At 35.9% G+C, this 26,754-nt stretch carries 34 protein-coding genes and 1 pseudogene; 30 read left to right on the forward strand and 5 right to left on the reverse strand.

The features are described from left to right. The first annotated feature begins 180 nt into the window (after positions 1 to 180). The 29 genes from RTP99_RS14520 to RTP99_RS14660 all read left to right on the forward strand — a co-directional run bounded on the left by RTP99_RS14520 (position 181) and on the right by RTP99_RS14660 (position 22,956). On the forward strand, positions 181 to 354 hold the full coding sequence (locus tag RTP99_RS14520; protein ID WP_284994718.1) for a hypothetical protein: 174 nt from the start codon (positions 181 to 183) through the stop codon (positions 352 to 354). A 162-nt stretch (positions 355 to 516) separates the two neighbouring features. After that, entirely contained in the window at positions 517 to 939 is a 423-nt protein-coding gene (locus RTP99_RS14525; RefSeq protein ID WP_270691822.1) for a hypothetical protein, read from the forward strand. 37 nt (positions 940 to 976) lie between these two features. Further along, positions 977 to 1,222 carry a hypothetical protein gene (locus RTP99_RS14530; RefSeq protein ID WP_270691815.1) on the forward strand — a complete coding sequence of 82 codons (246 nt, stop codon included), beginning with the start codon at positions 977 to 979 and terminating at the stop codon, positions 1,220 to 1,222. Between the two features lie 197 nt (positions 1,223 to 1,419). After that, positions 1,420 to 1,596, forward strand: coding sequence for a hypothetical protein (locus RTP99_RS14535; RefSeq protein ID WP_270691814.1), 177 nt, complete (start codon positions 1,420 to 1,422; stop codon positions 1,594 to 1,596). Then, entirely contained in the window at positions 1,593 to 1,781 is a 189-nt protein-coding gene (locus tag RTP99_RS14540) for a DUF6877 family protein (RefSeq protein ID WP_284994717.1), read from the forward strand. Before RTP99_RS14535 ends, RTP99_RS14540 begins: the two co-directional genes overlap by 4 nt. Continuing rightward, positions 1,768 to 1,890: a DUF3983 domain-containing protein gene (locus RTP99_RS14545; RefSeq protein ID WP_270691812.1), complete on the forward strand. Its 123-nt coding sequence runs from the start codon at positions 1,768 to 1,770 to the stop codon at positions 1,888 to 1,890. Before RTP99_RS14540 ends, RTP99_RS14545 begins: the two co-directional genes overlap by 14 nt. Positions 1,891 to 1,927: 37 nt before the next feature. After that, positions 1,928 to 2,314, forward strand: coding sequence for a phage protein (locus RTP99_RS14550; RefSeq protein ID WP_042513454.1), 387 nt, complete (start codon positions 1,928 to 1,930; stop codon positions 2,312 to 2,314). A gap of 137 nt (positions 2,315 to 2,451) precedes the next feature. Continuing rightward, complete coding sequence (locus RTP99_RS14555; RefSeq protein WP_270691811.1) at positions 2,452 to 3,048, forward strand: hypothetical protein; 597 nt, start codon at positions 2,452 to 2,454, stop codon at positions 3,046 to 3,048. Next, a complete protein-coding gene (locus RTP99_RS14560) occupies positions 3,026 to 3,337 on the forward strand; it encodes an HNH endonuclease (RefSeq protein WP_270691810.1) in 312 nt (103 codons plus the stop codon). Before RTP99_RS14555 ends, RTP99_RS14560 begins: the two co-directional genes overlap by 23 nt. Further along, positions 3,324 to 3,560 carry a hypothetical protein gene (locus RTP99_RS14565; protein ID WP_270691809.1) on the forward strand — a complete coding sequence of 79 codons (237 nt, stop codon included), beginning with the start codon at positions 3,324 to 3,326 and terminating at the stop codon, positions 3,558 to 3,560. The genes RTP99_RS14560 and RTP99_RS14565 overlap by 14 nt, the downstream gene beginning before the upstream one ends. A 114-nt stretch (positions 3,561 to 3,674) precedes the next feature. Then, positions 3,675 to 4,061 carry a P27 family phage terminase small subunit gene (locus RTP99_RS14570; protein ID WP_270691808.1) on the forward strand — a complete coding sequence of 129 codons (387 nt, stop codon included), beginning with the start codon at positions 3,675 to 3,677 and terminating at the stop codon, positions 4,059 to 4,061. Then, complete coding sequence (locus tag RTP99_RS14575) at positions 4,058 to 5,776, forward strand: terminase large subunit (RefSeq protein WP_270691807.1); 1,719 nt, start codon at positions 4,058 to 4,060, stop codon at positions 5,774 to 5,776. The genes RTP99_RS14570 and RTP99_RS14575 overlap by 4 nt, the downstream gene beginning before the upstream one ends. A 12-nt stretch (positions 5,777 to 5,788) precedes the next feature. Beyond that, the gene (locus tag RTP99_RS14580; RefSeq protein WP_270691806.1) at positions 5,789 to 6,970 is read left to right on the forward strand and encodes a phage portal protein; all 1,182 of its coding nucleotides are present in this window, start codon (positions 5,789 to 5,791) and stop codon (positions 6,968 to 6,970) included. After that, complete coding sequence (locus RTP99_RS14585; protein WP_270691805.1) at positions 6,960 to 7,535, forward strand: HK97 family phage prohead protease; 576 nt, start codon at positions 6,960 to 6,962, stop codon at positions 7,533 to 7,535. The genes RTP99_RS14580 and RTP99_RS14585 overlap by 11 nt, the downstream gene beginning before the upstream one ends. Beyond that, positions 7,528 to 8,706: a phage major capsid protein gene (locus RTP99_RS14590; RefSeq protein ID WP_270691804.1), complete on the forward strand. Its 1,179-nt coding sequence runs from the start codon at positions 7,528 to 7,530 to the stop codon at positions 8,704 to 8,706. Before RTP99_RS14585 ends, RTP99_RS14590 begins: the two co-directional genes overlap by 8 nt. Positions 8,707 to 8,716: 10 nt before the next feature. Further along, positions 8,717 to 9,010: a hypothetical protein gene (locus RTP99_RS14595; protein WP_270691803.1), complete on the forward strand. Its 294-nt coding sequence runs from the start codon at positions 8,717 to 8,719 to the stop codon at positions 9,008 to 9,010. Continuing rightward, the gene (locus tag RTP99_RS14600) at positions 8,997 to 9,341 is read left to right on the forward strand and encodes a hypothetical protein (RefSeq protein WP_284994716.1); all 345 of its coding nucleotides are present in this window, start codon (positions 8,997 to 8,999) and stop codon (positions 9,339 to 9,341) included. The genes RTP99_RS14595 and RTP99_RS14600 overlap by 14 nt, the downstream gene beginning before the upstream one ends. After that, positions 9,334 to 9,696: an HK97 gp10 family phage protein gene (locus RTP99_RS14605; protein ID WP_270691801.1), complete on the forward strand. Its 363-nt coding sequence runs from the start codon at positions 9,334 to 9,336 to the stop codon at positions 9,694 to 9,696. Before RTP99_RS14600 ends, RTP99_RS14605 begins: the two co-directional genes overlap by 8 nt. After that, positions 9,693 to 10,010, forward strand: coding sequence for a hypothetical protein (locus RTP99_RS14610; protein WP_270691800.1), 318 nt, complete (start codon positions 9,693 to 9,695; stop codon positions 10,008 to 10,010). Before RTP99_RS14605 ends, RTP99_RS14610 begins: the two co-directional genes overlap by 4 nt. Beyond that, entirely contained in the window at positions 10,011 to 10,574 is a 564-nt protein-coding gene (locus RTP99_RS14615; RefSeq protein ID WP_270691799.1) for a major tail protein, read from the forward strand. Positions 10,575 to 10,615: 41 nt separating this feature from the next. Beyond that, positions 10,616 to 10,960, forward strand: coding sequence for a hypothetical protein (locus RTP99_RS14620; RefSeq protein ID WP_270691798.1), 345 nt, complete (start codon positions 10,616 to 10,618; stop codon positions 10,958 to 10,960). A 267-nt stretch (positions 10,961 to 11,227) separates the two neighbouring features. Continuing rightward, positions 11,228 to 15,055, forward strand: coding sequence for a phage tail tape measure protein (locus RTP99_RS14625; protein ID WP_270691797.1), 3,828 nt, complete (start codon positions 11,228 to 11,230; stop codon positions 15,053 to 15,055). A gap of 41 nt (positions 15,056 to 15,096) precedes the next feature. Next, on the forward strand, positions 15,097 to 16,575 hold the full coding sequence (locus tag RTP99_RS14630) for a distal tail protein Dit (RefSeq protein WP_270691796.1): 1,479 nt from the start codon (positions 15,097 to 15,099) through the stop codon (positions 16,573 to 16,575). Next, a complete protein-coding gene (locus RTP99_RS14635) occupies positions 16,575 to 19,709 on the forward strand; it encodes a phage tail spike protein (protein ID WP_396161041.1) in 3,135 nt (1,044 codons plus the stop codon). Before RTP99_RS14630 ends, RTP99_RS14635 begins: the two co-directional genes overlap by 1 nt. Before the next feature lie 59 nt (positions 19,710 to 19,768). Next, positions 19,769 to 20,794: a BppU family phage baseplate upper protein gene (locus tag RTP99_RS14640; protein ID WP_270691795.1), complete on the forward strand. Its 1,026-nt coding sequence runs from the start codon at positions 19,769 to 19,771 to the stop codon at positions 20,792 to 20,794. A 14-nt stretch (positions 20,795 to 20,808) separates the two neighbouring features. Further along, positions 20,809 to 21,477 (forward strand): hypothetical protein, encoded by a 669-nt coding sequence (locus RTP99_RS14645; RefSeq protein ID WP_270691794.1) that lies wholly within the window; start codon positions 20,809 to 20,811, stop codon positions 21,475 to 21,477. Next, positions 21,477 to 21,638 (forward strand): hypothetical protein, encoded by a 162-nt coding sequence (locus tag RTP99_RS14650; protein WP_270691793.1) that lies wholly within the window; start codon positions 21,477 to 21,479, stop codon positions 21,636 to 21,638. The genes RTP99_RS14645 and RTP99_RS14650 overlap by 1 nt, the downstream gene beginning before the upstream one ends. A 65-nt stretch (positions 21,639 to 21,703) precedes the next feature. After that, complete coding sequence (locus tag RTP99_RS14655) at positions 21,704 to 22,123, forward strand: phage holin family protein (RefSeq protein ID WP_270691792.1); 420 nt, start codon at positions 21,704 to 21,706, stop codon at positions 22,121 to 22,123. Further along, positions 22,123 to 22,956, forward strand: coding sequence for an N-acetylmuramoyl-L-alanine amidase (locus RTP99_RS14660; protein WP_236837904.1), 834 nt, complete (start codon positions 22,123 to 22,125; stop codon positions 22,954 to 22,956). The genes RTP99_RS14655 and RTP99_RS14660 overlap by 1 nt, the downstream gene beginning before the upstream one ends. Before the next feature lie 57 nt (positions 22,957 to 23,013). Here RTP99_RS14660 and RTP99_RS14665 read toward each other — a convergent pair whose 3' ends face one another. From RTP99_RS14665 to RTP99_RS14685, 5 genes and pseudogenes are all read right to left on the reverse strand, one after another. Next, positions 23,014 to 23,523, reverse strand: coding sequence for a hypothetical protein (locus RTP99_RS14665; protein WP_270691791.1), 510 nt, complete (start codon positions 23,521 to 23,523; stop codon positions 23,014 to 23,016). A gap of 75 nt (positions 23,524 to 23,598) precedes the next feature. Further along, complete coding sequence (locus RTP99_RS14670; RefSeq protein WP_270691790.1) at positions 23,599 to 23,856, reverse strand: hypothetical protein; 258 nt, start codon at positions 23,854 to 23,856, stop codon at positions 23,599 to 23,601. Further along, positions 23,834 to 24,079 (reverse strand): annotated as a pseudogene (locus RTP99_RS14675) (LexA family protein); the annotation flags it as partial. The pseudogene RTP99_RS14675 and the gene RTP99_RS14670, both read right to left, overlap by 23 nt. Positions 24,080 to 24,171: 92 nt before the next feature. Further along, positions 24,172 to 24,993 carry a helix-turn-helix domain-containing protein gene (locus RTP99_RS14680; RefSeq protein WP_270691789.1) on the reverse strand — a complete coding sequence of 274 codons (822 nt, stop codon included), beginning with the start codon at positions 24,991 to 24,993 and terminating at the stop codon, positions 24,172 to 24,174. Positions 24,994 to 25,313: 320 nt separating this feature from the next. After that, positions 25,314 to 25,775 (reverse strand): 2-thiouracil desulfurase family protein, encoded by a 462-nt coding sequence (locus tag RTP99_RS14685; protein ID WP_000635476.1) that lies wholly within the window; start codon positions 25,773 to 25,775, stop codon positions 25,314 to 25,316. 80 nt (positions 25,776 to 25,855) lie between these two features. On the opposite strand from RTP99_RS14685, the gene RTP99_RS14690 reads away from it, so the two are divergent. Next, complete coding sequence (locus tag RTP99_RS14690; RefSeq protein ID WP_000535266.1) at positions 25,856 to 26,737, forward strand: helix-turn-helix domain-containing protein; 882 nt, start codon at positions 25,856 to 25,858, stop codon at positions 26,735 to 26,737. The last annotated feature ends 17 nt before the right edge of the window (positions 26,738 to 26,754 follow it).

Below are 26,754 nucleotides of genomic sequence, written 5' to 3' on the forward strand. Positions count from 1 at the left end.
AAAAAGGCTAGGATTTCTCCTAGCACTCAAGCATAAGTCGCATGGAAAGGACGTATTGTGCAAATCGGGTATTTGCAAGTTCATTATATAACGATTATTGGGTAGATAGGCTGAATCAACGTAATCTTTACGCAGGTTTTACATGATATTGAAGTTTTTGATAAAGACCAATTTTGAATTTTGTTGAAAATAGCTGAACCAACTGTTGGGTTAGGACTTCCTGTAAGTATTGGAAATGAGGTCGTTTTTCCAGTGCCAGTAGCACCAGTAGTACCAGTTGCTACTGGTCAAATTTTAATTTCGTATAAAAGTGAGGTGCTATTAAATGATGGACTTAAGAATGTATCCTACTAGTGTTTTAAAAGATGCTTTGCTGTTTATTGGTAATGATAAGAATGTAGTAATAGCTACGTTACGTACAGCAATCCAAAAAGAGATTCTTAGACGTCAAGAACTGGGGATTCAGGGATATTAGTTTATAACCAAAGCGTTATTTGGGAGAAAAGAGGAATGAAAATGAAACCTACATTTGAAATGATAAAGAATGAAGATGGTGGCGTAGAAATGACTTATACAACGAGTAGCGGTAAGCAATCATCCACTTACTTCCCTAGCCCACCAGAAGATATAGATCATGTTTGTATAAATTACATGAAAGGGCGCTTCGAAAACGTTAGAACGTGGAAACAAGTTGATTTTATAAAACGTAAATACAAAGAAGCGTATCAAATGGCGTTCGGTGTAGTGGATGAATTAAAAATAGGCGACAAAGTAGTGATGCATACATGTGGAGAAGCGGATCACTATAACGGTAAAATTTGGACTTGTCGGACGGATCAATTCAAATCAAGTAGTGGCTCGCAAGTGGTGTTTTTAGAAGGATTTAGCGGTTACTTTTTAGCTAGATATTTGCAACGTGTGAGTTTATTAGAAAACTAAACAAAATAGTTATTTGGGAGAAAGGGGGAGTATACATATGCCAGTTGCTAATAAAATTTTATTTTCACTAGTATTGTTGTTTCTATATGTAGGGAGCGTACTTGTTAGTCGTAAAATCATGAAATGGGTAATGAAAGAAACAAAAACTGGTCCAGACATATTTCTCTTGTTTTTAGTATTAATACCTGGAGCAAATTTAGGTGCAAGTATTTTGTTTTACTTTAACTTTTGTGTCCAAAAAATAAGTATAGATAAATTAGTTAAGAGATTCTTCGGAATGTAAAGGAAGACTTAATAAAACTTTCATTTGAACATAATCGACACGTTTCGACATATAAATTACCGTCAGAAATATAGTAATTTGAAGTTTGATTTCTTTCTTAATACAAATAGGTGTGCAAGTGTTAAAACGTCTTAGAATCGAAAATAAACGTGTTTTATGAGATTTGTAGTTTTAAAGAAGAAAGGTAGGTAGTTTTAATGGAAAGATATAAAGAAATTTCACTAGCTGATGTGTTCGAGTTAATCCTGAAGGGTGAAATCAGTAATATCTATTACCAAAATGGAAATAAAGAACTTTCAAAAGCGGATGAATCTAGTTGGTTCTTTAAAACAATTGCAAAATACAAGTTCTTCAAGCGTGAGGTGATTGAATGACTTATTTACAACAAATTAATGAAATAGCATCTAAATTACCATTATGTATGCTACAAGATATCAATAATCGTATTAGAGATTGGATTGTAAGTGGTGGTAATGAGGATGATGAATATATTGGTCAACAATTACGATTTGCTCAAAACTATTTGAAAGTGCATGGTGATAGCGATGAACAATCATAAGAAAAAGAAATTAAAGAAACGCCTTGCTAAACGTGCGAAAGCCGTTGATAAACACCAAACTAATAAAGCGTGGAGAAACATCTTTGTTAAAGCTGGTATTGTAAATTAGATTGTGGAAGGACCAAAGAAAGTAGGTGAATCATCATTTGTTTGACTGGCTGAAAGACTATCAGAAATTAGAAGAACGAATCGCATACTTAGATTACAACTTAGATAAAACAAAAGCTGAATTAAAACGCTGGGTAAGTGGTGATTTGCGAGAGGTACGTTTAACTGCTGAATCGGAAGGCGCGAAGGTAGAAGAACGTATTGAAGCAATTGAATATGAATTAGCACATAAGATGAATGATATGTACAAATTGAAAAAGCTTATTCGTACATTCAAAGGATTGGAACATAGAATTGCATATTTCAAGTATGTGGAAGGCATGACATTGGAGAAGGTTGCGGAACATCTCAATTACAGTCCGCAATATATTTACAATAAACATGCTGAAATGAGAGGGAAGGTTGAGTACTCAAATAGAACTTAACATTTACTTAAGGTAAGTTCTCATTATACTAACCATTGAAAATATGAATTATAGTAATAACATAAGAAATCGACGAAAGGGCAACTGATGCATGGTTGCTCTTTTATTATGTAAAAATTACATAGGTGGTGTTCCATGTGTTTAAGAGATTTAAACTATTTGCACATGATGTTAAGGCTTATGTTCATGATGTAATTCGATTGTTCAAAGAGTGGAATTATGAAAAAGAAAAAGTAACTATAGTTTCAATGAAATTTCACGATTCCATCGATAAGATGGTTGAAAAGGAAATGGCACAATTGAAATCTATAAAAGAAGAGGAGGAACGAGAAGAGATGGCTAGAGACTTATACAATTATGAATGTAGTAACTGTAAGTATTCGTTTAGTTCTTTTGTATGCGTAGTTGATGTAGTTCCATGTTGTAAATGTACGGTTGGTAGTTTGTATATGTTACCTCAATCTGATGGAGTTGATTTAAAAAAGGTGGAACATAAAGATGTTATGGAAGTTCTATCTAAGTTCTCAACAGAGGAATTGGTTGAAGCATTAAAGCTTAAGGAAGATGTACAAGCTCATGAAACAACTGAGGATACACACAAAGTAAGTATGGACTTGATGAAAGTAAAGAAGCATGTGTTGATAATAAACAATTGTAATCCTCAATTAGTAGAACATCGAAGGAGAGCTTTAGATAATGAAATGATTAAGTATGCTGGTGTTCGTTGTGACTAACTTCTACAAAACAAAACGTTGGAAGGGTAAACGTGCAACAGTATTAAGGCGTGACCAATATCAATGCCAGGAGTGTAAACGATACGGCAAGAATACAGAAGCAACAACTGTACATCATATCCATCCACTAAGGAATAGACCAGAGCTGAGACTCACATCAAGTAATCTGGTTAGCCTGTGTGGAAGATGTCACGATAAGATGCATGACCGTATAAGCGATGCACTAACTGCATTGGGTATGCAATGGGTAGAACGTAGGGAAAGGATGATAGCAAATGAAACTAACTAAACAAGAACAAGCGGTTGTGATTGGTACATTCGTTTCAATGTTAGGACAAGACATCGTAAACGAACGCATCGATAAACAAAAGTTAGAACGTTCCATTCGTATCTTTAATGAAATGGAAGATAATACAACACCAAAGCAAAGAAGAGAATCGGCTATTAGTTTGTTAGAAAAAACGATTGATGTATTTTTGAAGGAAAATCATTCAAATCCAAATCAATCATAAAAGAAACAATCCCCCCACTTTAAAAACAATTCAAAAAGCCCTATGGGGACCGAGAGGGGGAGGCATTTCCAATAGAGCGACCTTATTTTTTTAGAAGGGGGGTGTGGTGCCCGGATGGATCAGCAGGAAAGAGCAGAATTGAAAGAAAGTGTAATTGCTAATATGAAGCATTTAGGTGTCTATCGTGATGATTTTGAGCATACAATTGACATTTATGTTGGTATGTTGGCTCAATATAAAGCTTTTGAGCGTCAATTTGAGGGATCTGGCTTCAAAATAACAGATTCATATACAAACAAAGCCGGGGCTACAAATGAAAGAAAGACCCCCATCTATACAGCTATGGAAGCCTTGCGGAAAGACCTGGCGAATTATTCGAATTTATTATGTCTAAATCCGAAATCATATGAACGGATAAAGAAACCAGAAGTGCCAGTTCGTAAAAAAGAGCCAGAAAAGCCTAAATCTAAATTAATGAAAACATTGAGTGGTTCATCATGAGTAAATATGAAAATTACGATTTAGTTATGGAGTATGCAGCATCGATTGTGGAAGGCAGAAAGCTTGCGAATAAAGAGCAAATTCAAGGATGCGAGAGATTTTTACGAGATTTAGAGAATCCTGAATATGATTTCAACCCAAAAGATGCTGAATTTGTTATAGAAATCATTGAAAAAACATTCGTACATGCTCAAGGTGAAACTTTAGATGGAACTCCATTAAGAGGTATGCCGTTTTTGCTAGAACCATTTCATAAATACCAGGTATATAATTTGCTAGGTTTTTATCATAAAGGAACGAAAATTAGACGCTTTAAAGAAGCGTTTATTTATATTCCGCGGAAAAATATTAAAACTTCCTTTGCAGCAGCTCTTGCATGGGCATTAGGGCTTTTGCATAGAAAATCTGGTAGTAAGGTTTATATTACTTCAGCAGCACTGAAACAATCGCTAGAAAGTTTTAATTTCATAAACTTTAACTTAGGGCAAATGGGAGAAAAAGAGAATTTCCGAGTCATTGATAATAACCAGGAGCACTCAATTTCGGGTGAATTAGAAGATGGTTCCATATATATTCAAGCTTTAGCCGCAAATCCTGATAAACAAGACTCATTAAACTGTAATATTGGGATTGCTGATGAATTACATGCCTATAAGACACCTAAGCAATATAACATCATTAAAGAAGCCATGAAGGCATACACAAACAAGCTAATGATTGGTATTACGACAGCCGGAGATAATATGACAAGCTTTTGTTATCAGCGTCTACAGTATTGTAAAAAGATACTGGATGGCACTGTAAAGGACGAAGCTTATTTTGTGTTTATTGCGAAGGCTGATGAAGACGAAAAAGGGAATGTTGATTATACGAACCCGATTGAGCATCAAAAAGCCAATCCAGCATATGGTGTTTCAATTCGTCCGGACGATATGTTAAATGATTCATTGCAAGCGCAGAATGATCCGCAGCAAAGAAAAGACTTCTTAGCGAAGTCCTTAAATATTTATACATCGTCTATTCGAGCGTATTTCAACGTAGATGAATTTAAAAGTTCGGATAAAAAGTACAATTGGACGATTGAAGAGTTACTTAAATTAAATATAAATTGGTTTGCTGGGGCCGACCTTTCTAAAATGCACGATTTAACGGCAGCCGCTTTATATGGAAATTATCAAGGTGTCGATATTGTCATTCCACATGCTTGGTTCCCGATAGTAGCAGCGGCTCAAAAAGCTGAAGAGGATAATATACCTTTATTCGGTTGGCAAGATGATGGATGGCTTACTATGTGTAATACACCAACTGTTAATTACAGTGATATTGTGAATTGGTTTGTTCAGATGAAACAAAAGGGCTTCAAGATTAAACAGGTTGGTTTTGATAGAAAATTTGGTAGAGAATTCTTCCTTGAAATGAAGAAAAAAGGATTTGCTATAGTGGACCAACCGCAATATTTTTACAAGAAGTCAGAAGGATTTAGACGAATTGAGAAACAAACAAAGGATGGCAAGTTTTATTACTTACATTCCCAAGCATTTGAATATTGTGTGCAAAATGTAGCAGGTATAGAGAAAACTGACGACATGATTCAATATGAAAAAGTTATGCCGAATCAGCGTATTGATATTTTCGATGCAGCCGTTTTTGGAGCGATTCGGATGCTTGAAAATCTAGATTCATCAGTAAGTGCTTCCACATGGCTTAATAACTAATTGAGATAGGAGGTGCAGGACTTGAAGTTTTGGAGAAAAAAGAAAACACGTTCATCTGTGACAATTCCAGTAGCAATTGGAAACGTAGAAACCGTTGGTTATACAAGGCTTTCGGATAATCCGGATGTTTTAATTGCAGTTGATAAAATTGCGGATTTGGTTTCTAATATGACAATTCATCTTATGGAAAATACAGATGAAGGAGATAAGAGACTTAAGAATGGATTATCTCGAAAAATCGATGTGGAACCACATAAAAATATGACACGTAAAACTTGGATTTATAAAATCGTTAGTGATCTATTACTTTATGGTGATGGAAATTCAGTCGTACATATTGGAGTTAATCCAGGAACAGGATTGATTGATAATTTAACACCATTTCAGATGCAAGCTGTTAGTTATGAAGATGTGGACGGCGACTACCTCATCAACTTCAACGGCATCAGGTACAAGCCCGAAGAAGTAATTCATTTTGTCATTAACCCACATCCGAATTATCCGTATCGTGGTACTGGTTATAGGGTTGCATTGAAAGAAATCATAAGGAATTTAAATCAAGCAACTAAGACAAAAAATAACTTTATGAGTGGTAAATATATGCCTTCATTAATTATTTCTGTTGATGCCATGACGGAAGAACTTTCAAGCAAAGAAGGTCGTGAAAATATCATGGCCAAATATTTTGATGAAACAGAAGGCGGAAAGCCCTGGATTATTCCAGCCAATTTAATAAATGTGGAACAAGTTAAGCCTTTATCGTTAAAGGATATAGCGATTAATGAAGGTGTTGAGTTAGATAAGAAAACTGTTGCTGGTCTCTTTGGGATTCCGGCTTTTTTCTTGGGCATTGGTGAATTCAATAAGGACGAATACAACAATTTCGTTAATACACGTATTTTTTCAATTGGACAAATTATAGCTCAAACTTTAACGCGTGACTTGCTATTCCACCCAAATTGGTTCTTCCGTTTAAACCCAAGAAGCTTATATTCATACGATTTAAGCGAAATGGTGGAAGCTGGTACAAAGATGGTTGACCGAAATGCAATGAGAAGAAATGAGTTGCGCGACTGGGTTGGATTAGATCCGGATAAGGAAATGCAGGAACTTATCATCCTGGAAAACTATATTCCAGCTAATAAGATTGGAAATCAAAATAAATTGAAAGGAGGTGGTACTGATGGGGAATAAACGTCACATGCAATTTACTTCTGATTTAAAAACTAGGGCTAGCGAAAACGAAAATGAAGCAATTATTGAAGGTTACTTTGTCGTCTACAATCAAGAAACTGAATTATGGCCAGGAGCATTTGAAGAAGTGGCTCCAGCAGCATTTGAAAATAGTTTACGTAACAATGACATTATGTGTCTGGATAATCACGATTCAAGAATGGTCTTAGCTAGTTTTGGTAGTAACACACTTGAATTAAAGTCCGACAACCATGGTTTATGGGGAAAAGCGATTATCGATTTAGAAGATCCAAATGCAAAAAGTGCTTATCGTAAAGTGCAGACTGGTAAAGTCCGTGGCTGTTCATTTGGTTTTTATCCAACAAAAGAAGAGCAAATCACACGTGATGATGGAACGATGAAATGGAGAATTACTGAAGCTGAATTGCACGAAGTTTCCATTACAGCATTTCCAGCATATCCACAAACAGATATTATGGCCAGACAAAAAGACGTTGAAGTTATGAAGAAACAAAGGTTAGAACAACGAAAAAAACAATTAAGGGAGAGATTAACAAATGCCTAATCCAGTATTAATTGGTGCTAAGTTAAATATGAAACGCAATTCTTTAAAGACTGTGGAAGGAAAGTTAACCGAATTACTTGCAAAACGAAGTGAGTTAGAAGCGTCTATTGAAGGAATCGATAATGAAGACGACTTAACAGCACTTGAGGCAAGTATTAAGGAAAATGATGATAATATTACTTCCAAGGAAGACGAAAAAACAGCATTAGCAGAAGAAATTGAGGAACTTGAAAAGGAACTGGAAGCATCTAATCGCAGATCACCAGATAAAGGAGAGAAACGTAAAATGCCAAAAAATATGGAAGCTCGCGAAGCTATTAATGCTTACGTGCGTACAAAAGATGAAACTCGTTCTGGTTTCACATCTGTGGAAGGTGGAGCATTAATTCCAGAAGAGTTATTAGCGCCACAAAAAGAAAAAGTTGATACAGTCGATTTAACAAAGTATGTTCGCGTAGTACCGGTAAATCGAGGTTCAGGTAAATACCCAATCATTAGAAAATCAAATGGAAAAATGGTATCTGTTGCAGAACTTGCAAAAAACCCTGAGTTAGCACATCCTACTTTTGATGAAGTAAAATATGATATTTTAACGTTTCGTGGTTATATTCCTGTTTCGCAAGAGGCAATCGATGATGCGGATTATGATATTACAGGATTAATTGCTGAGGATATTAAGGATCAAGATTTAAACACAAAAAATGCTCAAATTGCTGAAATCCTTAAAACAGCAAAACCTAAGAATGTAACTGGTTTAGATGGAATTGTCACATTACTAAATACAGGATTTAAGCAGGTATATGACGTTAAATTCTACGTTTCATCTTCATTATTTAATGAATTAGATCTATTGAAAGATAAAAATGGCCGTTACTTATTACAAGATGATATTACAGTAGCATCTGGAAAACGTATTAAAGGCCGCGAAGTAGTAGTATTAGATGATGAAATCATCGGTAAGAAGAAAGGTGATTTAGTCGGATTTGTTGGTGATGCTTATGAATTTTGTACACTATTTAACCGTAAGCAAGCTTCAGTGAAATGGATTGATAATGATATTTACGGACAGTTATTGGCTGGTTATGTTCGATTTGACACGCAATCTGTAGATCACGAAGCTGGATATTACATTACTTTTAAACCAGCAGCACCAGAAACAACAGCATCATAAGGTGTAACAAATGAATGAACAAATCAAAAAGAATCTATTAGATCTTTTGAAACTGGATTTAGGCATTACTCATGATTTGAGGGATGCCTATTTTAATAATTTAATAGTTAGTTCTCAACATGAACTTAAGAGAATGGGGATAGTCCTAGATTTTGAAAGCATAGATGACCAGATGTTAATCGTGGACTATGCAGCATGGTCTTATCGAAAAAGACAAGAAGATATTCCTTTATCTCGTAACCTACAATTTAGAATTAATAATAGGGTTATCCAAAAGGCAGGTAATGAAAATGCCGTCAATTAAATCGAATATAGGAAATTCAAAGCACATATCACTAGACGATGTGTGCTTTTTGATTTCCGTAAAAACCATTAAAGATGAACTGGACCAGGAAGAAGTTGTGGAGGAAATACCAAGACAAATATTTTGTTCTAAAATGAGCATTAATCGTCAGGAGTTTTTAGTAGGTGGCCAACTTGGATTTAAGCCACAATTATTATTTCTTGTAGATTCTGACGAGTATGATGATGAAACATCTTTAAAATATGAGAGCCAAAAGTATTCAATCTATCGAACATTTCCACGCATGGATGGCTTTACCGAACTATATTGTGAGGTGAAGATTGGTGATTAGAATTGAAGATTTGGCAAATGAAATTACAAAACAGGTAGAAACATATACCCAAGAAGTAAAAGATGATGTGAAGAAAATACAGAAGGAAGTGGCTAAACAAGGTGTTAGTACCTTGAAAAAGCTTAACAAGCCTAAATTAACAGGAAAATACCGAAAGGGTTGGAGAGTTAAAGAAGTAGATGGTGATGTGTTCATCCACAATGCTACGCACTACCAATTAACACACTTGCTAGAAAAAGGTCATGCAAAAGTAAATGGTGGCGGTAGGGTTCCTGGTACTCCACATATTCAGCCCGTAGAACAAAAGGCTATTCAGGAGTACGAAAGGAAAGTAGGGGTGGTTGTAAGGCGATGACGATAATTGAATTAATGAAAATACTTGAAGCTACAGGTTATCCTGTGGCTTATTCGCATTTCGCAAAATCGGTTAATCCACCTTTTATCTGTTTCCTTGTGGATGGCTCACCCAATATGGCAGCTGACAATAAGATCTATCAAAAAATTAATGACATCAATATAGAGCTTTATACAACTAAAAAAGATTTAAAAGCAGAGGAAGCCCTCGAGAACATTTTGGACAAACATGAAATTCCTTATAGTTCTGGTTCGGATGTATTTATTCAATCAGAAAAGGTATTTCAAAAAATATACGAAGCGAGGTTAATGTAAATGAACAAAGTAACATACGGCTTAAAGAATGTACGTTATTCGGTTGTGGAAGAGGATTCAAACGGAAAAATCACTTATGGAGAAGTAGTAAGGCAACCAGGTGCAGTTGAATTAAAGTTAGATCCAAAAGGTGACCAAATGGACTTTTATGCTGACGATGGTCTATATTACACGGAATCTACTAACCAAGGGTATGAGGGTGCGCTCACAATTGCGGAGTTAACTGAACATTTCCGTACAGAAGTACTTGGAGAAACGTTAGATAAAGAGGATCAAGTTCTAACGGAATCATCTAAAACAAAAACTAAGAAAATTGCCATGATGTTTGAATTTGATGGTGATGTTAAAGCAGTACGTCATTTACTGTATTATGTTGCTGTATCTAGACCAGGCGTAGCTTCTACTACAAAAGGTGATAAATCAGAACCAAATAAAACAGAATTGAAACTTGTTGCTTCACCTCGTCCAGATAATTTCAAAACGAAAGTGTCTACAACAACTTCCACACCGGATAGCATTTATAACAATTGGTATACAAAGGTGTACGAAAAAGCAGAAAAGTAATAAGTATCAGCTTAAAAAATAACTGATTGGAGATTAATATAATGCAAAAAACAATTGAAATTGATGGGAAAGATATTCCTTTAAAAACTACTGGAGCTACACCGTTTCAATATAAAATGCAATTTGGTACAGATTATTTTGCTGATGTCTTGAAGCTGGGAGCGTTAGAAGATTTAACAACCGTTGAAAATATGGATTATGAAAAGTTAGCCAAATTAGATACAGAGGTATTCTATAACATTATTTATACATTTGCTAAAGCAGCAAATCCAGATATCCCTGAACAATTCGCTTGGTTAGCTTCATTCGATGAATTCCCTATTTTCGATATTGTTGCGGACATCCAAGAATTATTGGTAAAAACAATGTCAACTAGAAAAAAGTAACGAGCAATGGTGAAGGTACGTCCATAAGTGGAGAAGAAATCACATGCGAAACCTTCCTTGCTTTATGTTACAGTTGCAAATTAACAAGAGCAGATTTAGATGATTTAACCATAGGAATGTGCCTTGATTATATAAATGAATATACAAGTATGAGAGATCCAGACAGGGAAAAGGATAGACAAGCTACCCAATCTGATTTCGATAACTTTTAAAAGGAGAGTGTTGCACATCGTGTGTAACGCTCTTTTTTATTATGGTGGTGAGTAAATGAGTAAATCGATTAAGGGGATTACAATTCAACTTGGAGCGGATACTACTAAACTGGGTAATGCATTAAAAGATGTTACTAGTAAATCGGTTAAGTTATCTCAAGAATTAAAACAAGTTGAAAAGGGATTGAAGTTTAACCCTGGTAATGCTGAATTGATTGCACAAAAACAAAAAATATTATCACAACAAGTAGCAGTTACTTCAGAAAAATTAAATGCATTGAAAGCTGCACAAGCACAGGTAAATCAGAAGTTTGCTGAAGGTAAAATTTCGCCAGAGCAATATCGCGCGTTTAATCGTGAGATTGTAATGACACAAGGTCAGCTTAATAGCTTAAAGGGAAAGCTAGGTAGTATTACGGCAGAACAAAAAAAGGCTGCAGAAGCTAATAAGCAATTACAAACCTTCTTTAGGGCTACTGGAACAAGCATAGATCAGTTTTCAAGTCTGTTAGGAAGTAAATTAACTAACGCCATTAAAAACGGTACAGCATCATCAAAACAATTGAATGAAGCTATCGATAAAATAGGAAAGCATTCATTTGGGGCGAGTACTGATGTAGAAAAATTAAAGAATACACTTTCTTCTGTAGACAGAGGAAATTCAATAAAAAATGTTAGCAAAGAATTAGAAAAGCTTTCTAAAGATGCAGAGAAAGCAAATAAATCCGTTAAAGAATTAGGCGAGAAAATGGGTAACGTAGGGAAAAGTTTGAGTACCCACGTTACTTTACCTGTAGCAGCTGCTGGTACAGCGGCAACGGCTGTATTTGCTAGCTTTGATGATGGCATGAGAAAAGTACAAGCCACAATGGGTACCAAGCTTGGTAATACTACAAAAGAAGTAGAAGGCAACATGAAGACCCTTACTGAAGAAGCCAAGCGCCTGGGAAGTACTACAGCATTTAGTGCTTCTGATGCTGCATCTGGTATGGAGAAATTAGCTTTAGCTGGCTGGAATACAAACCAAATTATGTCTGCAACAGAACCGATGTTAAATCTGGCCAGTGCTGCAGCTATGGATCTAGGTTCGGCTGCTGATATTGTTTCAGATACGATGTCGGCATTTGGTATGGATGCTAGTGAAGCGGAAAAAGCGACGGATATTTTCGCGAAAACAATGAGTAGTACTAATACCGATGTTCTAATGTTAGGTGAAGCTATGAAATATAGTGGAGCTGCAGCTAAAGCCAGTAACATGGATTTAGCACAAACGAACGCTTTATTAGGAACATTTGCTAACGCAGGTATTAAAGGTTCTTCTGCAGGTACAACACTTTCAGCGATGCTACGTGACGTAAAGAAAAATGCGGAAAATGGAGCCGTTGCTATCGGTAAAACAAAAGTAGCTGTGTATGATTCGAATGGTAATATGCGCGATATGACTAGTATTTTAGTAGATGTTGAAAAAGCTACTAAAGGTATGAATGGTGCCCAACGAGATGCAGCCCTTTCAGCGATATTTGGTGATGAGGCAATACGTGGGGTGAATATTGCGCTTCAACAAGGAACGGATAGCGTTAAGAAATTAGAAGGCGAATTGAGAAATAGCCAAGGCACATCTAAGGATATGAAAGAAACAATGGAAGGTGGACTTGGTGGTGCATTTCGTTCTTTAAAATCCGCTTTAGAGGGACTGGCCATTTCATTTGGAGAAACACTTGGTCCAATTATTAAATCTGTTGCTGAAAAATTAACGGCAATGGCTGCAGGTTTTTCTAAACTATCTCCTTCTGCCAAAAAAGCTATCGTTATTATAGGGATGATTGTTGCTGCAATTGGTCCTTTATTAATAATAATAGGCTCTCTCCTTGGTGCTTTAGCAACAATTGGAACGGTGCTTGGTGTCGGTGCTTTAGTTGTTGGGGGTGTGATAGCCGCTATTATAGCAGCAGTAGCAGCGATAGTAGCAATTTATGTGTACTGGGACGATATAAAGAAATATTTTATAGAAACCTGGGAGTCCATCAAAAAAGCATCTATTGAGATATGGCAAGGAATGAAGGATTACTTTTCAGAGTTGTGGGCAAGCATCAAAGATACAGCATCTGAGATATGGGAAGGAATTTCGAATTATTTCAGTGAGACGTGGAATTCTATTGTGGATTCAGCAAAGGAGATCTGGGGGGAAGTAGAAGCTTTCTTCACAGAACTGTGGAACACCATTTCGCAAACGGCATCCGAATTATGGGATAGCATTGTGAATTATCTTACTGAATTATGGACAAGTTTCACTGAAACAGCTAATGAAATTTGGACTAGTATTGCAACGTTCTTTACAGAAACCTGGAATAGTATTAAAGAAACTGCTACTGAGATTTGGACAGGTATAACAGAATTCATTATAAGTGTGTGGAATGGAATTGTAGAGTTTTTAACACCAATTCTACAAGGAATAGCAGATTTCTTTACGACTATTTGGGAAGGGATTTCTGCAGTTGTACAAGCGGTATGGGACTTTATTGTTCAATATTTACAAGCGATTTGGACGGCTATTTTATATTTTGCAACTCCGATTTTTGAATCTATTAAACTGTTTATTTCTTCTGTATGGGAAAGCATTAAAGAAACCGCCACGCTAATATGGGAGACACTTGTTGAATACTTAACAATTTGTTGGAATGGAATAGTTACTTTAGCTACTACTGTATTTGAGTGGATAAAAAATACAATCACATTAGTTTGGGATACGATAAGTACCCTCACGGTATCAGTGTGGAATACAGTCAAAGAATTTTTAGAAGCATGTTGGAATAGCTTGGTAGCATTTGTGCAACCGATTTTTGAAGCAATAAAAAATTGGATTGCAGCTACATGGGAAAATATCAAATCTACAACTTTATCATTATGGAATGCGATTAAAGATTTCTTAGTTTCTTGTTGGAATGCATTAGTGGCGTTTGTGAAACCAATATTTGAAGGGATAAGGAACTTTATAGTAAGCACTTGGGAAGCTTTAAAATCCACAACAAGTGCGGTGTGGAATGCGATTAAAAGTTTCCTTTCTAGCTTATGGAATTCTATCGTTTCAACGGCAACTTCTATATTTAATTCTATAAAAAATGCAATTACAACTGTGTGGAATATGATCAGTAGTACAAGCAGTAGTATATGGAATGGAATAAAATCTACTCTTTCGAGTATTTGGGAAGGTATTAAGTCTACAGCATCTTCTGTGTGGAATGGATTAAAAGAGGCAATTATGACTCCAGTCCGCTGGGTTACAAGTGCAGTTAGTGGTGCATTTGAGGGAATGAAATCAGCGGTACTAGGAGTTTGGGATGGAATTAAAAGAGGGATTAGTACAGCTATCAATGGAATCATTCGGATGATTAATAAATTTATAGATGGATTTAATACACCAGCTAATCTGTTAAATAAAATCCCTGGTGTGGATGCTCCAACTATTCCACATGTGCCGATGCTTGCTACAGGTGGACATGTTCTTGGAGATGGACAATTTATAGCAGGTGAGGCGGGTCCTGAGTTATTTACTAAAAGAGGTAACAGTGTATCAGTAACGCCATTATCATCGAGAGAAAGGTCATTAGGTATCACCGGCTCTATTAATCAATTAGTTGGTGAAATGCGTAGTGCAATGGCAAATTCAACTAGCCGTTTCTCGGATGTTCGTTCTGCTGTAAATGGAGTTTATGGAAATATAGCAAATGGCATGCAAACAAATAAAAATATTATTATGGCTCAACAGGGAGATATCCTTATCGAAGTACCGGTGAATTTAGATGCTGATACGTTGGGTAAGGGAAGTTTCCGCTATGTAAGGAAACATCAAAAACGAGAAGAAGACAGAAACTCTGCATTTTAAATGTAGGGTTTCTTTTTGTTGTATGAAAGTGAGGTGTTGGGATGAGTTCCTTTACATTTAATAAACAACGAAAAAACTATTTGGTAATTCGTCAAGGATGGACAAGGCCAGCATGGGCACCAATTAAACGTAACTTATTGGAGGTTCCCAATTATCCAGGAGCGCGTTTATTAAATACACAGACTGAAATCAGGGTGTTAGAAGTTCCGATTGGTATTGTTTCTCGGGGTATGGATCTACAAAAGGTAAAAGAAGATTTAGCAGATTGGCTAATCACAGAAGGTGAACAAGAATTAGTTTTTGATGCGGAACCAGATAGGACATACCTTGCGGTAGTAGACGGAGAGTTTGACCCGGATGAACTCGTGGATCTTGGGCATGGAGTGATTAAGTTTATTTGCCCGATGCCTTATAAATTAGGGGAAACTCAAAAGCATGCGTTTAAACAAGAGTGGTCTACTGAAACGACTTCTTATTTTAAAAATAAAGGAAGTGTGCAAGTACCTGCTTTGATTGAAATTGAAACGAAGAAACCAAGTACATTTTTAGATGTTTGGTTTGGAGAGTATCCGAATGGCCGTGATTACTTCCGTCTTGGTTATCCATTAAGTGTGGAAGAAACAATAGTAAAAGAGAGGGAAAGAGTCTTATGGGATGAAATGGCTACACCTGTAGGATGGACTCCTGTCACTGGGCAGTTCGAGGAAATGAAGGGTACAGGTAGTTTTAAATCAAGAGATGGTTACGCGTTGTATTGTCAAGATTACGGACAAGAGAAAGGCTTCCATGGAGCAATAGCCAAGAAAAATATTCCTGGTGGTCCTATTCAAGATTTCGAAATGGAAGCATGGGTGCGTTTGAAGTCTAAAAATATTGGAGAAATGGGTCGTGTGGAGGTATTGCTTTTGGATGATACAAGTAATATTGTCGCGCGAATCAACATGAATGATTTATATTGGGATGCTGAAATCACAAAAGCATACATGCGAATTGGAAATACTGGAACACCCAACAGTATCCGAAAACTAGTAGATACAAGCGGAGTGCACCCTAATACATTTAATCAATTTTACGGTAGGTTACGTATTGCGAGAAGAGGCAAAGAATGGTCTGTTTATGTGGCACGTTTCAAAGATGGCACTGAAATTGATGATGCATCACTTCCAGTGAAATGGATTGATGAAGTAGGAAATCCAATGACAGATCGAAAGGTTGCTCAAGTTATGATTGCGATATGTCAGTGGGATAATAACCAACCTGTTGATGTAATGCAAATTGACGATTTAAAGATTTGGAAAGTTAATAAAGTACCATCTAATGCTAAACCTTACATTTTTGAGGCTGGAGACAAAATTGTGATTGATACGGACAGGAGTTTAGTAACCATTAATGGGAAAAACGCTATAAATCTAAAAGATATTTTTAGTGATTTTCCAACTGTTATACGAGGTTATAACCGTATGGATATTATGCCCCCAGATGTAAAAGCAACTGTTAGTTTTAGGGAGAGATATAGATAATGAAACTGAATGGGATCTTACATGTCGTTGATTTTAAAACAGAACAGATTGTTGCAGCAATTCAGCCGAAAGATTACTGGGATGATAAGCGTCAATGGGAAATTAAGAATAGTATAGACAAGCTAGATTTCACAACGTTCGATGGAACAAAAGACTCAGTTACCTTACAACAACAGAACCTGGTGTTAAAGCAAGTCCGTGATGGTCGCATTGTTCCCTATGTTATTACGGAAATTGAACAAGATTCAAAGAATCGTAGTAAAGTTATCTATGCTTCAGGGGAATGGATTTTATTAGCTAAGTCAGGGATTATTAAGCCACAAAAGATTGAGTCAAAAACCGTAAATGAATTCATAGATATGGCATTAGTAGGGACGAAATGGAAACGCGGTAAGACAGAGTATACTGGCTTCCACACGATGACTATTGATGAGTTTATGGATCCACTTGCATTTTTAAAAAGGATTGCTTCTTTATTCGGTCTTGAAATTCAATACCGTGTGGAAGTAGTCGGTTCGTATGTCGTTGGTAGATACGTAGATATGGTGAAAAAAAGAGGTAACGAAACTGGCAGGGAGATTACCTTAGGTAAGGACTTAATTGGTGTTAAACGTATTGAAAACTCACAGAATATCTGTACAGCTCTTATACCATTTGTTCGTGGTGAAGGCGATAAGTTAATAACTATTGAGAGTGTAAATAATGGACTACCTTATTTAGTTGATCCAGACGCATTTCAAAGATGGAATGAGCAAGGTCGTCATAAGTTCGCATTCTATTCGCCCGAAACAGAAGATGATGATATGTCACCTAAAAGGTTATTGTCTCTTGCAAAAACAGAAATGAAGAAACGAACTAGTACTTCCACTTCATATGAAGTAGAGGCTGCAGCCATTGAACAAGTTTTTGGCTTCCATCATGAGTTGATAAATGAAGGTGACACATTACGCATTAAGGATAAAGGATTTACACCAAAGCTTTATCTCGAGGCAAGAGCAATTGCTGGTGAAGAATCATTTAAAAATCCTACACAAAATAAATACATGTATGGCGATTACAGGGAAATCGTTGACCAAAATGAAGAATTAAGAAAGCTGTATAATCGTGTAATTAGTTCACTTGGTAATAAAGCGGATAAAGAATTATTAGAGCAGCTTGAGAAGGCTTTTAAAGAGAATGAGGAAACGGTGGAACAAGTACGTAAGGAATCAGAAGCCGCTAAAAGGTTAGCTGAAAAAGTACAAGAAAACATTAAAAATAATACGGTAGAAATTATCGAATCGGAGAATCCACCGACAACAGATCTTAAAGATAGAAAAACACTTTGGCAAGATGTTTCTAACGGAAAGCCCGGTATTTTAAAACTTTGGAAAGATGGTGTCTGGGACCCTGTTGTACCTGATATCGAATCTGTAAGAAAAGAAGTCACTGGTCAATATAATGAAGTGAAAGAATCTATTAAAGGATTTTCACGTACGATTACTGATGTTAAGAATGACCAAAATACCGTTAGTAAAAAAGTTACATCAATAGAGCAAACGGCAAATAACTTGTCGTCCACAGTTCGCGATTTGAATAATATATTAGATGATCAGGGAAATAAGCTCACTGAAGCTAATAGTAAAATTGAACAACAGGCAAAATCAATTGGGGCAAAGGTTGAGTTAAAACAAGTAGAGGACTATGTTGCTAGTTTTAAAATTCCTGATTTGAAGGAAATAGTTAAACAAAATAAAGAAGATTTATTAGATGAATTAGCTCATAAAATATCAACCGAACAATTCAATACAAAGATGACTCAAATTGATAACAGATTTGTTATCAACGAGCAGGGATTAGATTTAAGGGCTTTAAAATCAGAGGTATACACAACTACGGAATCTGACGGTAAATACGCTACAGGTGTATATGTAAGAGATCTAGAGGGGCGTATTTTAGTTACCGAGAAAAGTATCCTTAGTACCGTCAAAAGAGGCGAAATCATTTCATCGATAAATCAATCAGCAGAAAGAATTAAAATATCTGCAGATTTAATTGATTTAGTAGGTAAGGTAGAAGCATCTTGGTTAAAAGCTGGATTACTCATGGGTGTTACGATAAAAACAAGTAACGAAAATGAACATTTACACATAGAAAACCAAGTTATGCGGTTCGTGAACCAAGGTCAAGCAAAAATCGTAATAGGCTTCGAGAACGAGTTTAAAAGTAAAACACGCAACCCTTACATTATCCTTGGTGAAGGCGATGGTACTGGGCGAAACTTCGGTAGTATCTATAAGGATGGAAGTGGAGTTTATTATAGATTTGTAGACTTAGAAGGTCGAGAAAGTAGCATGCGTTTAACTGCACAAGGAAACGTTGGTATTACCGCACAATCAAGTATGTGGTTGAATTCAAATGGTTCTCTGGTTTTAGATAGTGGTCATGGGGTCTCTATTAATCATAAAAGTAGAACTGTTGCGGATTTTATTCAAGTCAATGGAGTAAACTTTGATTTGTTATTGGGAGGCAATCATAGAATTCGTTCTTCCACAGCTTCTGGGTATGATAAGCTATTGCAAATAATGAATTCTTCAGGTAATGATTTTCGCGGTATTGAGGTCGCAGAGGTAACCGCACATGGGGGGATTCGTTCAGATACAAACTTGTGGGCAGAACAAAAATCCTATGCAATGGAACATGTTAATAGATCTTCAGAGAAATTAAAAACAAGTATACATGATCTTCCATTTTCAGCCTTAGAAAAAATTAGAAGCTTAAAACCGAAGAAGTATTATTCGAAAAAAGATATGTACGATTTATATCAAATGCGGATGAATAAACCTCCTGAGCGAACAGAGCCTTATACGATAAAGGATATAGAGACGTATTACGGTTTTGTTGTAGAAGAGACAGATGACGTATTTACATCTTTAGAGAAAGATGGAATCAAGGGATATGCCACTCAAGTTATTACAATAGGATCTGTTCAAGAATTGGATCATGAAGTCCAAGAGTCAAAAGATGAAATTGTAATGTTAAAAGAAAAACAAAAAGTAGATGCTGCGAGAATTGCTGAACTTGAAGAGAAGTATGCAATAGATATGGAAAACATGACTAAACGCATTGAAGCATTAGAGAAATTAATTAGTTAAAACCGAGGGAGCAGCAAACGCTGGTTCTTTTTATTTTGCATAAAGGAGTGGTTCTATATATGACATTCAAAACACATGAAATCACCGTAGATTTAATGAACGTCATGAGTAAAAAAGAGTTTAGCTTTTTCCAAGGAGATGAGAATTCTGCCAAGTTAATTTTAAATCTAACTAAATTCGGAGAAGAGTTAGATTTGAGTCAGGCGAAGTCTGTTCGCGCCACATTTAAAAAACCAGATGGAACAACGGTATTTCAAGATGACTGTCAGCCGATTAACGCAATGAAAGGGAAGTACCAAATCGTATTAAAGACTCAAACGCTAGCAGTTGCAGGTTATGTAAATGGTCAAATTCATATTACCGAAGAGGACAGAAAATTAGATACAGAACTGTTTGGTTTTACTGTAAAAAAATCACTATCAAGCGATGAAGCAGTCGAGTCCACAAATGAATTTGGTATTATTCAAAAGGTAATCGAAGCAGGAGAAAAATTTAAAAATGTAGATTTTGCCCCGATTATTAAAGCAGGAGAATTAGCAGCTGGAGCATTACCGAAAACAGGCGGTACTATGACGGGTACTTTTGTATTGTCTAGTGCGAATGCGGAGATTAATTTTAAAGATGAAAAATCAGAAGTGGCTATCCAAAAAACTAGTGCTGGAAATATTGCTATGTGGGACAGGAAGAATCAGAAAACTGTTTGGTTATACGTTCCCGAGTCAAATGAATTTAGACTCCAAGCGGCTAAAACAAATATTGTGACAAAAGATAAAGATACACGGGCTTTAATCACTGTAACGGCTGATGCTGAGTTAACAACCAGTGATGGTGTTATTGCGGATAGAAGAGGGAACACCGTTACTTTACGAGCGCGCGTAAGAAGAAAAAACGAACAAATTAATACTGTATTCATGATGCCTGAGGGTATGAAACCACTATTGACTGTAGCACACAATATCATAGCTAACGATGGTACAGTGGGGGCGCTGTCTATCGGGACTAGCGGCGATGTAAAGATTTCGTCTGTAGGTCCATCTCTAGTAAATAAAGATTTCAATTTCACAATCTCGTATGTAGTAGATTAAAAGGAGGAAAGATCATGGCTAGACAATACGGTTATTGTTATGACGAAAACGGAAAGTTTACAGAAATGATTCCCATCGATGAAAAACCGATTTACGAGAAACAAACGTTTTACAGAGAAGAACAGAAAGAAGTTGTCACAGAAGAAAAACTATGTGAGCTTCACCAATCCATTGAGGATGGTACGTATGTACCCGTTGAAATTGATGTACCTTCCCTTGATACAGAAGAAGATAACTTAGAAGAAACAGAGCATGTACCTGTATATGAAGAACCAATCAGCAAATACGAATGTCCTGACTGTGTAATGTTTGGGGTAGAATACGAAACGATTAAAGTACCATACGAGGAGGATGTCATTGTAGGCTATGAGCCTGACATCCCTCCTAACTGTACTTTAGAGGTTTGTCCGTGGTTAGCTTACGAGCCTGTATTCAAGGAAGGTAAATGGGTGAAAACAGTTGAACCTAAGCCTGAAGAACCGCAACCACAAGAACCGTCTGAATTAGAAAAAATTAAGAAACAGCAGGAATTAATGCAGCAAGCTATAGATGAAATGATTATACAAAATCCAACTCCAGATGAATTAGCAGAGTTAAAGAAACGCTTGGTCCTTATGCAATCGGCGATTGATGATCTCATCATTTCTAATACTCCAGAAACACTAGAAGGAGGTAGTAACTAATGGCTGAATATATGGCACAACGTATTATTGATGAAGCTTTTAAGTATACATTCATCATAATCAAAATGAAGGCGTATAAAGAGCGAATAGATAAATATCTAATTGACAATGGAAGAGCAGATTTAATTGTAGATAACGTAGTAACGGCTTATTTAGTATAAAATATGGCTTTTAAAGACAAGCGTGCAGCAGCAGGCTTTTTTATTTTGCATAAAGGAGTGGAAAGATGGATCGTATTGATGTGTTAATGAAAACATTTATAGCTACCTTTGGAGCTTTTTGCGGGTACTTTTTGGGAGGATGGGATGCAACATTGAAAGTCTTAGTAATCATGACAGTAATTGACTATCTAACAGGAGTACTTGCTGCAGGTGTTAACGGTACATTAAAAAGCAAAATAGGATTCAAAGGCATTGCCAAAAAGGTAATGCTTTTTCTTTTGGTAGCAGCAGCTACACAAGTAGATATTGTTATGGGAACTAAAAATTCAGTTCGTGAAGCGACACTATTTTTGTTTATCGGTAATGAGTTGTTATCACTATTAGAAAATGCGGGTTCAATGGGTATCAAGCTACCTTCAGTATTTATGAATGCAATTGAAGTTTTAGGTGGTAAACAAAAAGAGAAAAAAGGAGATGTTGAATAGTGTTTAAATTAACTAGAGATCCAGGGCATGGTGGAAAAGATTCGGGTACAGTTAATGGTCAAACCAAATTAACTGAAAAGGCAGTTGTATTACATGTTTCAAATAAGTTAGGGCAAATCCTTGATACGTGCCAAGGTGTCGTCCACAATTCAACACGTAGTACCGACGTATTCATTCCTTTAGGAGAACGTTGTAATATTGCTAATCGTTATGGAGCGTCATTCTTTGCTTCAATTCATGTGGACGATGCCAGTGCAGTGGGAAAGAGGTTTACAACGTATATTCATCCAAACGCTCCAAAAAGAACAAGAGATTTATCTCAAAAGCTTCATAATGAAATGTGGAATAATTTCTATTCTAAGTTTGGTGTATTCACAAACGGTGAAGTACGTGAAGCAGATTATGCAGTATTACGCGATACAAGCATGGATGCTTGCTTATTTGAGAATGGCTTTATGAATAATATGGAGCATGTAAAGCTTCTTTCTCAATTTAATGAAGGTGGATTCTTAGATCAATTAGCAGCAGCATATGCAAGAGCATTTGCTAAAGTATTCGGTTTTACAGTAAGCGGAAGCGCAAATAATAATCAAGGAGTTGGAATTACAGTGAATAAATTTAGCAAAGTAGTTACTTATGAGTTCGGTACAGCGTTAGTACCTGAGATGTTAGGAATGATGGATGCTCTTGGGTATGAATCTCGTATTATCTCATATGGAGATAAACAAGGATTAGTTAGATTTGAAACAGCATATCGCCAAGGGAATGAACTAGATAGAGCAACAACGTGGTTAGATGCGAAAGGACTTAAATACTTCTATACAAAAGAATAGTTTGATATTATATTTGAAAAACAGAAAGCCGATTCCAATTAAGGAGTCGGCTTTTTTCTATTTTAGAACAGGAGCAATCCAATTTTCTTTAAACATCATTTTATCGCCAGAACGTTCTAAGTTAGCTTTAACGATATTATCTCCTTTTTTGATATATGGTGCTTCCCAGAATACTGCTACTTCCTGAACATTTTTCAATTCCTTCGCAACTTTAACACCAATCTCATTGTTATGGTCTTCAATCATTTCTTTAGTTGTTTGTTTAGTGTTTTTAGTATCAAACGATAAGTGAAGTAAAAGGATATAATCATCAGGATTATCAGTTCCTGCATGTTCGTTTACTTCAATCTTTTTAATGGATGTTCCCATTAATCCTTTTGCAATTGATTCAGCTTCATTTGTAATCTTATCTTTTGGGTTGCTGCTATCAGATTTTTTTGTTTCTGTCTTAGTAGGTTCAGAAGTCTTTTTATCTTTATCTTTATTGCTGCAAGCACCAATCATAATAAATAAGACAAAGATAGCAATAAGCCAAACCCACCACTTTTTGTAGAATGGTTTTTTCATTTGTTTACCTCCATGGATGTAATAACTACATCATTATATCAAACATTGGAGATGTTGGGATTATTTATCAATATTTTACTGAATTGTATACAGTTCTACTTGCTCAAGTAATTGAGTAACTTGCTTATGTCTTTCTTTAAGCTCATCTAAAGGTATTTTTGTAATGGCAGCGTTTTGGATAAGAAAGTTTTTATGAGAATGCCATTTATAAACAAGGTGCGCAACCTCTTGATGGTTTCCATGCTTTAATAATAAAGCCGCAATATCTTTTTGCTTAGAATAAACATTCCTAATCAATTTGTCTTTTTCAGATGCTACTGGATTGGTAATCATGTTTAAATCCTCCTTTTAAAATTTTAATTGTACGAGGTTTAGATGGATCTCGCTGAATATAACCTTTCTCTTCTAAGTGAATTAAATGTCCATGAACGGTGGAACTAGAAGCAAGTCCAGTCGCTTTACATATTTCCCTAACAGTAGGAGGGAATCCGTTTTCTATGACCTTTGCTTGGATAAAAGTTAAAATTTCAGCTTGTCTACTTGTTAATGGTTTCATGGTGTATCCCCCGATTTATGTATGTAATATCTAACCATATAATACCAAGATGTTGAAAATAAATCAAACACTTGTTCGTATTTTCAGAGGTGTTATGCTCCCATAAATTCTTTATCAAAGTAGAACTTGTCCATTAAGTTATTTACAATCCCGTTAAAATAAGCGAATTTACCCTTGTTCATTTTTGTTCCGGATTTAATTTTCATAACGAATTCTTTAATAGCATTTAAGCCGATAGTGAGCTCCTGTTCTTTAGTAAATGCTTTCTCACCTGTAGAGAAGTTTGTAACTTTATTGCACTGTCTTACGACCTTCCAAAACTCTTGAATTGTTTTTGATTCATGATAAAAAGAGCTAACTAAAGAAACAAAACGTTTTGGTACCCAATGAGCAACAAAATCAGCTTGTTCAATATTCTCTTTAGGTATATTGCTATTCTCATTACTATTACGTTTGTTTTTATCTTTTATATTTTGTTTTAAGGTTTTAGTAGTTGTTTTATTGGTGTGACACTTTTTATCATTTTTAATAGATGCTTGTGTGACAACCTGTTCTTCCACAATAATTGGTTGAATAACAATCGCATTACTTGTTTGTCTCATATCGCTATTACGCTTCATTTCTAGTTGTTTAATAATACCTAGAGACTCTAAGTGTAGGCATACTCTAATAACTGTTCTACGGCTAATATTAAGGTCCTCAGCGATGTTCTTTTTCGCTCTGAAAGATACACCAAAAAACTTAGAAGAATAGTTGTGTAGTTTATTTAATACAGCTAATTGAGTTTTGTTTAACTGATCTGCGAATTTCTCTTTGTATGCACGAACAGTATTATTTAATTCATCGATTGTTTTAAATGTTGCTAGGTTTTCGTATGTTTCATTCCCTGCAATAATTGTGATTCCTTTTTTCATAACGGTTTGTCTCCTTTTTGGAAACAAAAAAGCAACGTCACCAATTTGGTAAACGTTGCTTAATAGACCCTACATGATGTAAAATAACCCATGAGAGTATAGCAAGTGTTTACCTGGCGTAATCAGGTGGACGGTATATAGAGTGTTGGTAGCACCTTATATACACGCTGTGCTCTTTTGTTTTTGTGGTCACATTTTGGTAACAAACGAATAAAATTTATAATTTATTCGTGATTCCTCATGTAGTACAAACCGTTGATATATATGCGTTTTTAGTATCTTATAATACAATATCAAACTGTATTGATTGACGAACAGGGTCAATTCCTTTTTATATTCTCAAAATCCTCTTCTGAAATGACTTTCAATCCATGTCTTTTGAATAAAGCGGTTGTTACCCCGTAACCAGTTTGTTTATTTCCGTTAAATTCTCCCGTATAAATTGTAGAACTACCACAAGAGGGACTACGTTCTTTCAAAATAATATATTCTGGTTGTAAATTTTTAATTTGTTCTAGCGCTTTATAAGCGCCACTCACGAAAGATTCCGTGACATCTTCACCGTCTTTTGTCATCACTTTTGCTTTTCCATCCAAAACGTCATCGCCATTCCCGCCGATAATCTCAGCCGAAGGACGAGGCGTCGGTAATCCTCCTAATACTTCAGGACAAATGAGGACTGTATCTTCTTGTTGCAGCAAATCCTCTATTTTTGAAACGAGATTGTCATTTCCATCATACCGACAAGCAATACCACCTAAACAAGCGCTAATTACGATCATATTTTCATCTCCACTAAAAAAATATTAAATAGCACGCCAAATTCCCTTCCTGCCTCTTACTTATAAATGAGGTGATAAAAATGGGCAGCTTATATAACTTAATGAAACCATATAGTGAATTTCGAAGTAAAGAAGAGTTTAATACATATCAAAAACAAGTTTTGAAACATTATCAATTTCAATTAAATAAAACGGATGCTATCATTATTCATTTTTTAGGAAAGTATGCAGTGAATGAGAAACAGAAAACAGTGGGAGTTGCTTGTCCGTTAATGGAGACAATTGCTACAAATGTTGGAAAAAGTATTCGTACAGTACGTCGCTCCATTGCAAAGTTAGAGGAATTAGGAATTATAAAGCGTGTTGCAACAAAAGAAAGACATAGGCGAGGCGGATATAGTGCGAACTTATATGTTTTTCTTACATCTGCAATTGACCGCATGGATGACCGTATGAAAATGTCCGCATGTGAAAGTGAGAATGATGCAGCTAGCTGTAGTAAAAATGAGCAAAAAAATGAGGGGGAAACAATTCTTTTTAAAAACTTTCCACAAATAAAAGAGAATAGAAAAGGAACGTACGAGCTTGATGAGACGTATTGCCGTCATGATATACCGAAGCCTTTTATATATGCACTTCTACCGATGACGAGTAATCCGAAGAAGATTAATATATTTTGGAGTAAGGTGGAACTTGCATATAAAAAGAGTGGGTTACTAGAGCGAGGTGTTTTACTGGAGCAAATATTAGCTGATGAAGAAGTGTATGGAAATTTCATTTGGCGCGTGAAAAGTGTTGTGAGAGCTTATAAATACGGGGAAATCCGTAAAAATGTGAAGGCTCTTTTATATAGTACAGTGCGGGATTTATTTTTAGAAGTTGGATTAGAATGGGGAGCAGCCGTGAGAAGAAGTAAGGGGATACCGTTATTTGATCCGTTTAAAAAAGAGCCATGCGTATAACACATGACTCCAAGTAG

The sequence above is a fragment of the Bacillus sp. (in: firmicutes) genome, from assembly GCF_031983925.1.
Classification (GTDB): Bacteria; Bacillota; Bacilli; order Bacillales; family Bacillaceae_G; genus Bacillus_A; species Bacillus_A pacificus.

Bases quoted from the DNA above. Each gene is read 5' to 3' on its own strand.
- RTP99_RS14650 (WP_270691793.1), top strand. From the start codon at position 21,477: ATGGCTGAATATATGGCACAACGTATTATTGATGAAGCTTTTAAGTAT.
- RTP99_RS14640 (WP_270691795.1), top strand. From the start codon at position 19,769: ATGACATTCAAAACACATGAAATCACCGTAGATTTAATGAACGTCATG.
- RTP99_RS14600 (WP_284994716.1), top strand. From the start codon at position 8,997: ATGCCGTCAATTAAATCGAATATAGGAAATTCAAAGCACATATCACTA.
- RTP99_RS14670 (WP_270691790.1), bottom strand. From the start codon at position 23,856: ATGATTACCAATCCAGTAGCATCTGAAAAAGACAAATTGATTAGGAAT.
- RTP99_RS14620 (WP_270691798.1), top strand. From the start codon at position 10,616: ATGCAAAAAACAATTGAAATTGATGGGAAAGATATTCCTTTAAAAACT.
- RTP99_RS14570 (WP_270691808.1), top strand. From the start codon at position 3,675: ATGGATCAGCAGGAAAGAGCAGAATTGAAAGAAAGTGTAATTGCTAAT.
- RTP99_RS14540 (WP_284994717.1), top strand. From the start codon at position 1,593: ATGACTTATTTACAACAAATTAATGAAATAGCATCTAAATTACCATTA.
- RTP99_RS14665 (WP_270691791.1), bottom strand. From the start codon at position 23,523: ATGAAAAAACCATTCTACAAAAAGTGGTGGGTTTGGCTTATTGCTATC.
- RTP99_RS14530 (WP_270691815.1), top strand. From the start codon at position 977: ATGCCAGTTGCTAATAAAATTTTATTTTCACTAGTATTGTTGTTTCTA.
- RTP99_RS14630 (WP_270691796.1), top strand. From the start codon at position 15,097: ATGAGTTCCTTTACATTTAATAAACAACGAAAAAACTATTTGGTAATT.
- RTP99_RS14685 (WP_000635476.1), bottom strand. From the start codon at position 25,775: ATGATCGTAATTAGCGCTTGTTTAGGTGGTATTGCTTGTCGGTATGAT.
- RTP99_RS14680 (WP_270691789.1), bottom strand. From the start codon at position 24,993: ATGAAAAAAGGAATCACAATTATTGCAGGGAATGAAACATACGAAAAC.
- RTP99_RS14575 (WP_270691807.1), top strand. From the start codon at position 4,058: ATGAGTAAATATGAAAATTACGATTTAGTTATGGAGTATGCAGCATCG.
- RTP99_RS14585 (WP_270691805.1), top strand. From the start codon at position 6,960: ATGGGGAATAAACGTCACATGCAATTTACTTCTGATTTAAAAACTAGG.
- RTP99_RS14590 (WP_270691804.1), top strand. From the start codon at position 7,528: ATGCCTAATCCAGTATTAATTGGTGCTAAGTTAAATATGAAACGCAAT.
- RTP99_RS14560 (WP_270691810.1), top strand. From the start codon at position 3,026: ATGCTGGTGTTCGTTGTGACTAACTTCTACAAAACAAAACGTTGGAAG.
- RTP99_RS14610 (WP_270691800.1), top strand. From the start codon at position 9,693: ATGACGATAATTGAATTAATGAAAATACTTGAAGCTACAGGTTATCCT.
- RTP99_RS14565 (WP_270691809.1), top strand. From the start codon at position 3,324: ATGAAACTAACTAAACAAGAACAAGCGGTTGTGATTGGTACATTCGTT.
- RTP99_RS14655 (WP_270691792.1), top strand. From the start codon at position 21,704: ATGGATCGTATTGATGTGTTAATGAAAACATTTATAGCTACCTTTGGA.
- RTP99_RS14525 (WP_270691822.1), top strand. From the start codon at position 517: ATGAAACCTACATTTGAAATGATAAAGAATGAAGATGGTGGCGTAGAA.
- RTP99_RS14545 (WP_270691812.1), top strand. From the start codon at position 1,768: ATGAACAATCATAAGAAAAAGAAATTAAAGAAACGCCTTGCTAAACGT.
- RTP99_RS14595 (WP_270691803.1), top strand. From the start codon at position 8,717: ATGAATGAACAAATCAAAAAGAATCTATTAGATCTTTTGAAACTGGAT.
- RTP99_RS14690 (WP_000535266.1), top strand. From the start codon at position 25,856: ATGGGCAGCTTATATAACTTAATGAAACCATATAGTGAATTTCGAAGT.
- RTP99_RS14635 (WP_396161041.1), top strand. From the start codon at position 16,575: ATGAAACTGAATGGGATCTTACATGTCGTTGATTTTAAAACAGAACAG.
- RTP99_RS14625 (WP_270691797.1), top strand. From the start codon at position 11,228: ATGAGTAAATCGATTAAGGGGATTACAATTCAACTTGGAGCGGATACT.
- RTP99_RS14615 (WP_270691799.1), top strand. From the start codon at position 10,011: ATGAACAAAGTAACATACGGCTTAAAGAATGTACGTTATTCGGTTGTG.
- RTP99_RS14645 (WP_270691794.1), top strand. From the start codon at position 20,809: ATGGCTAGACAATACGGTTATTGTTATGACGAAAACGGAAAGTTTACA.
- RTP99_RS14535 (WP_270691814.1), top strand. From the start codon at position 1,420: ATGGAAAGATATAAAGAAATTTCACTAGCTGATGTGTTCGAGTTAATC.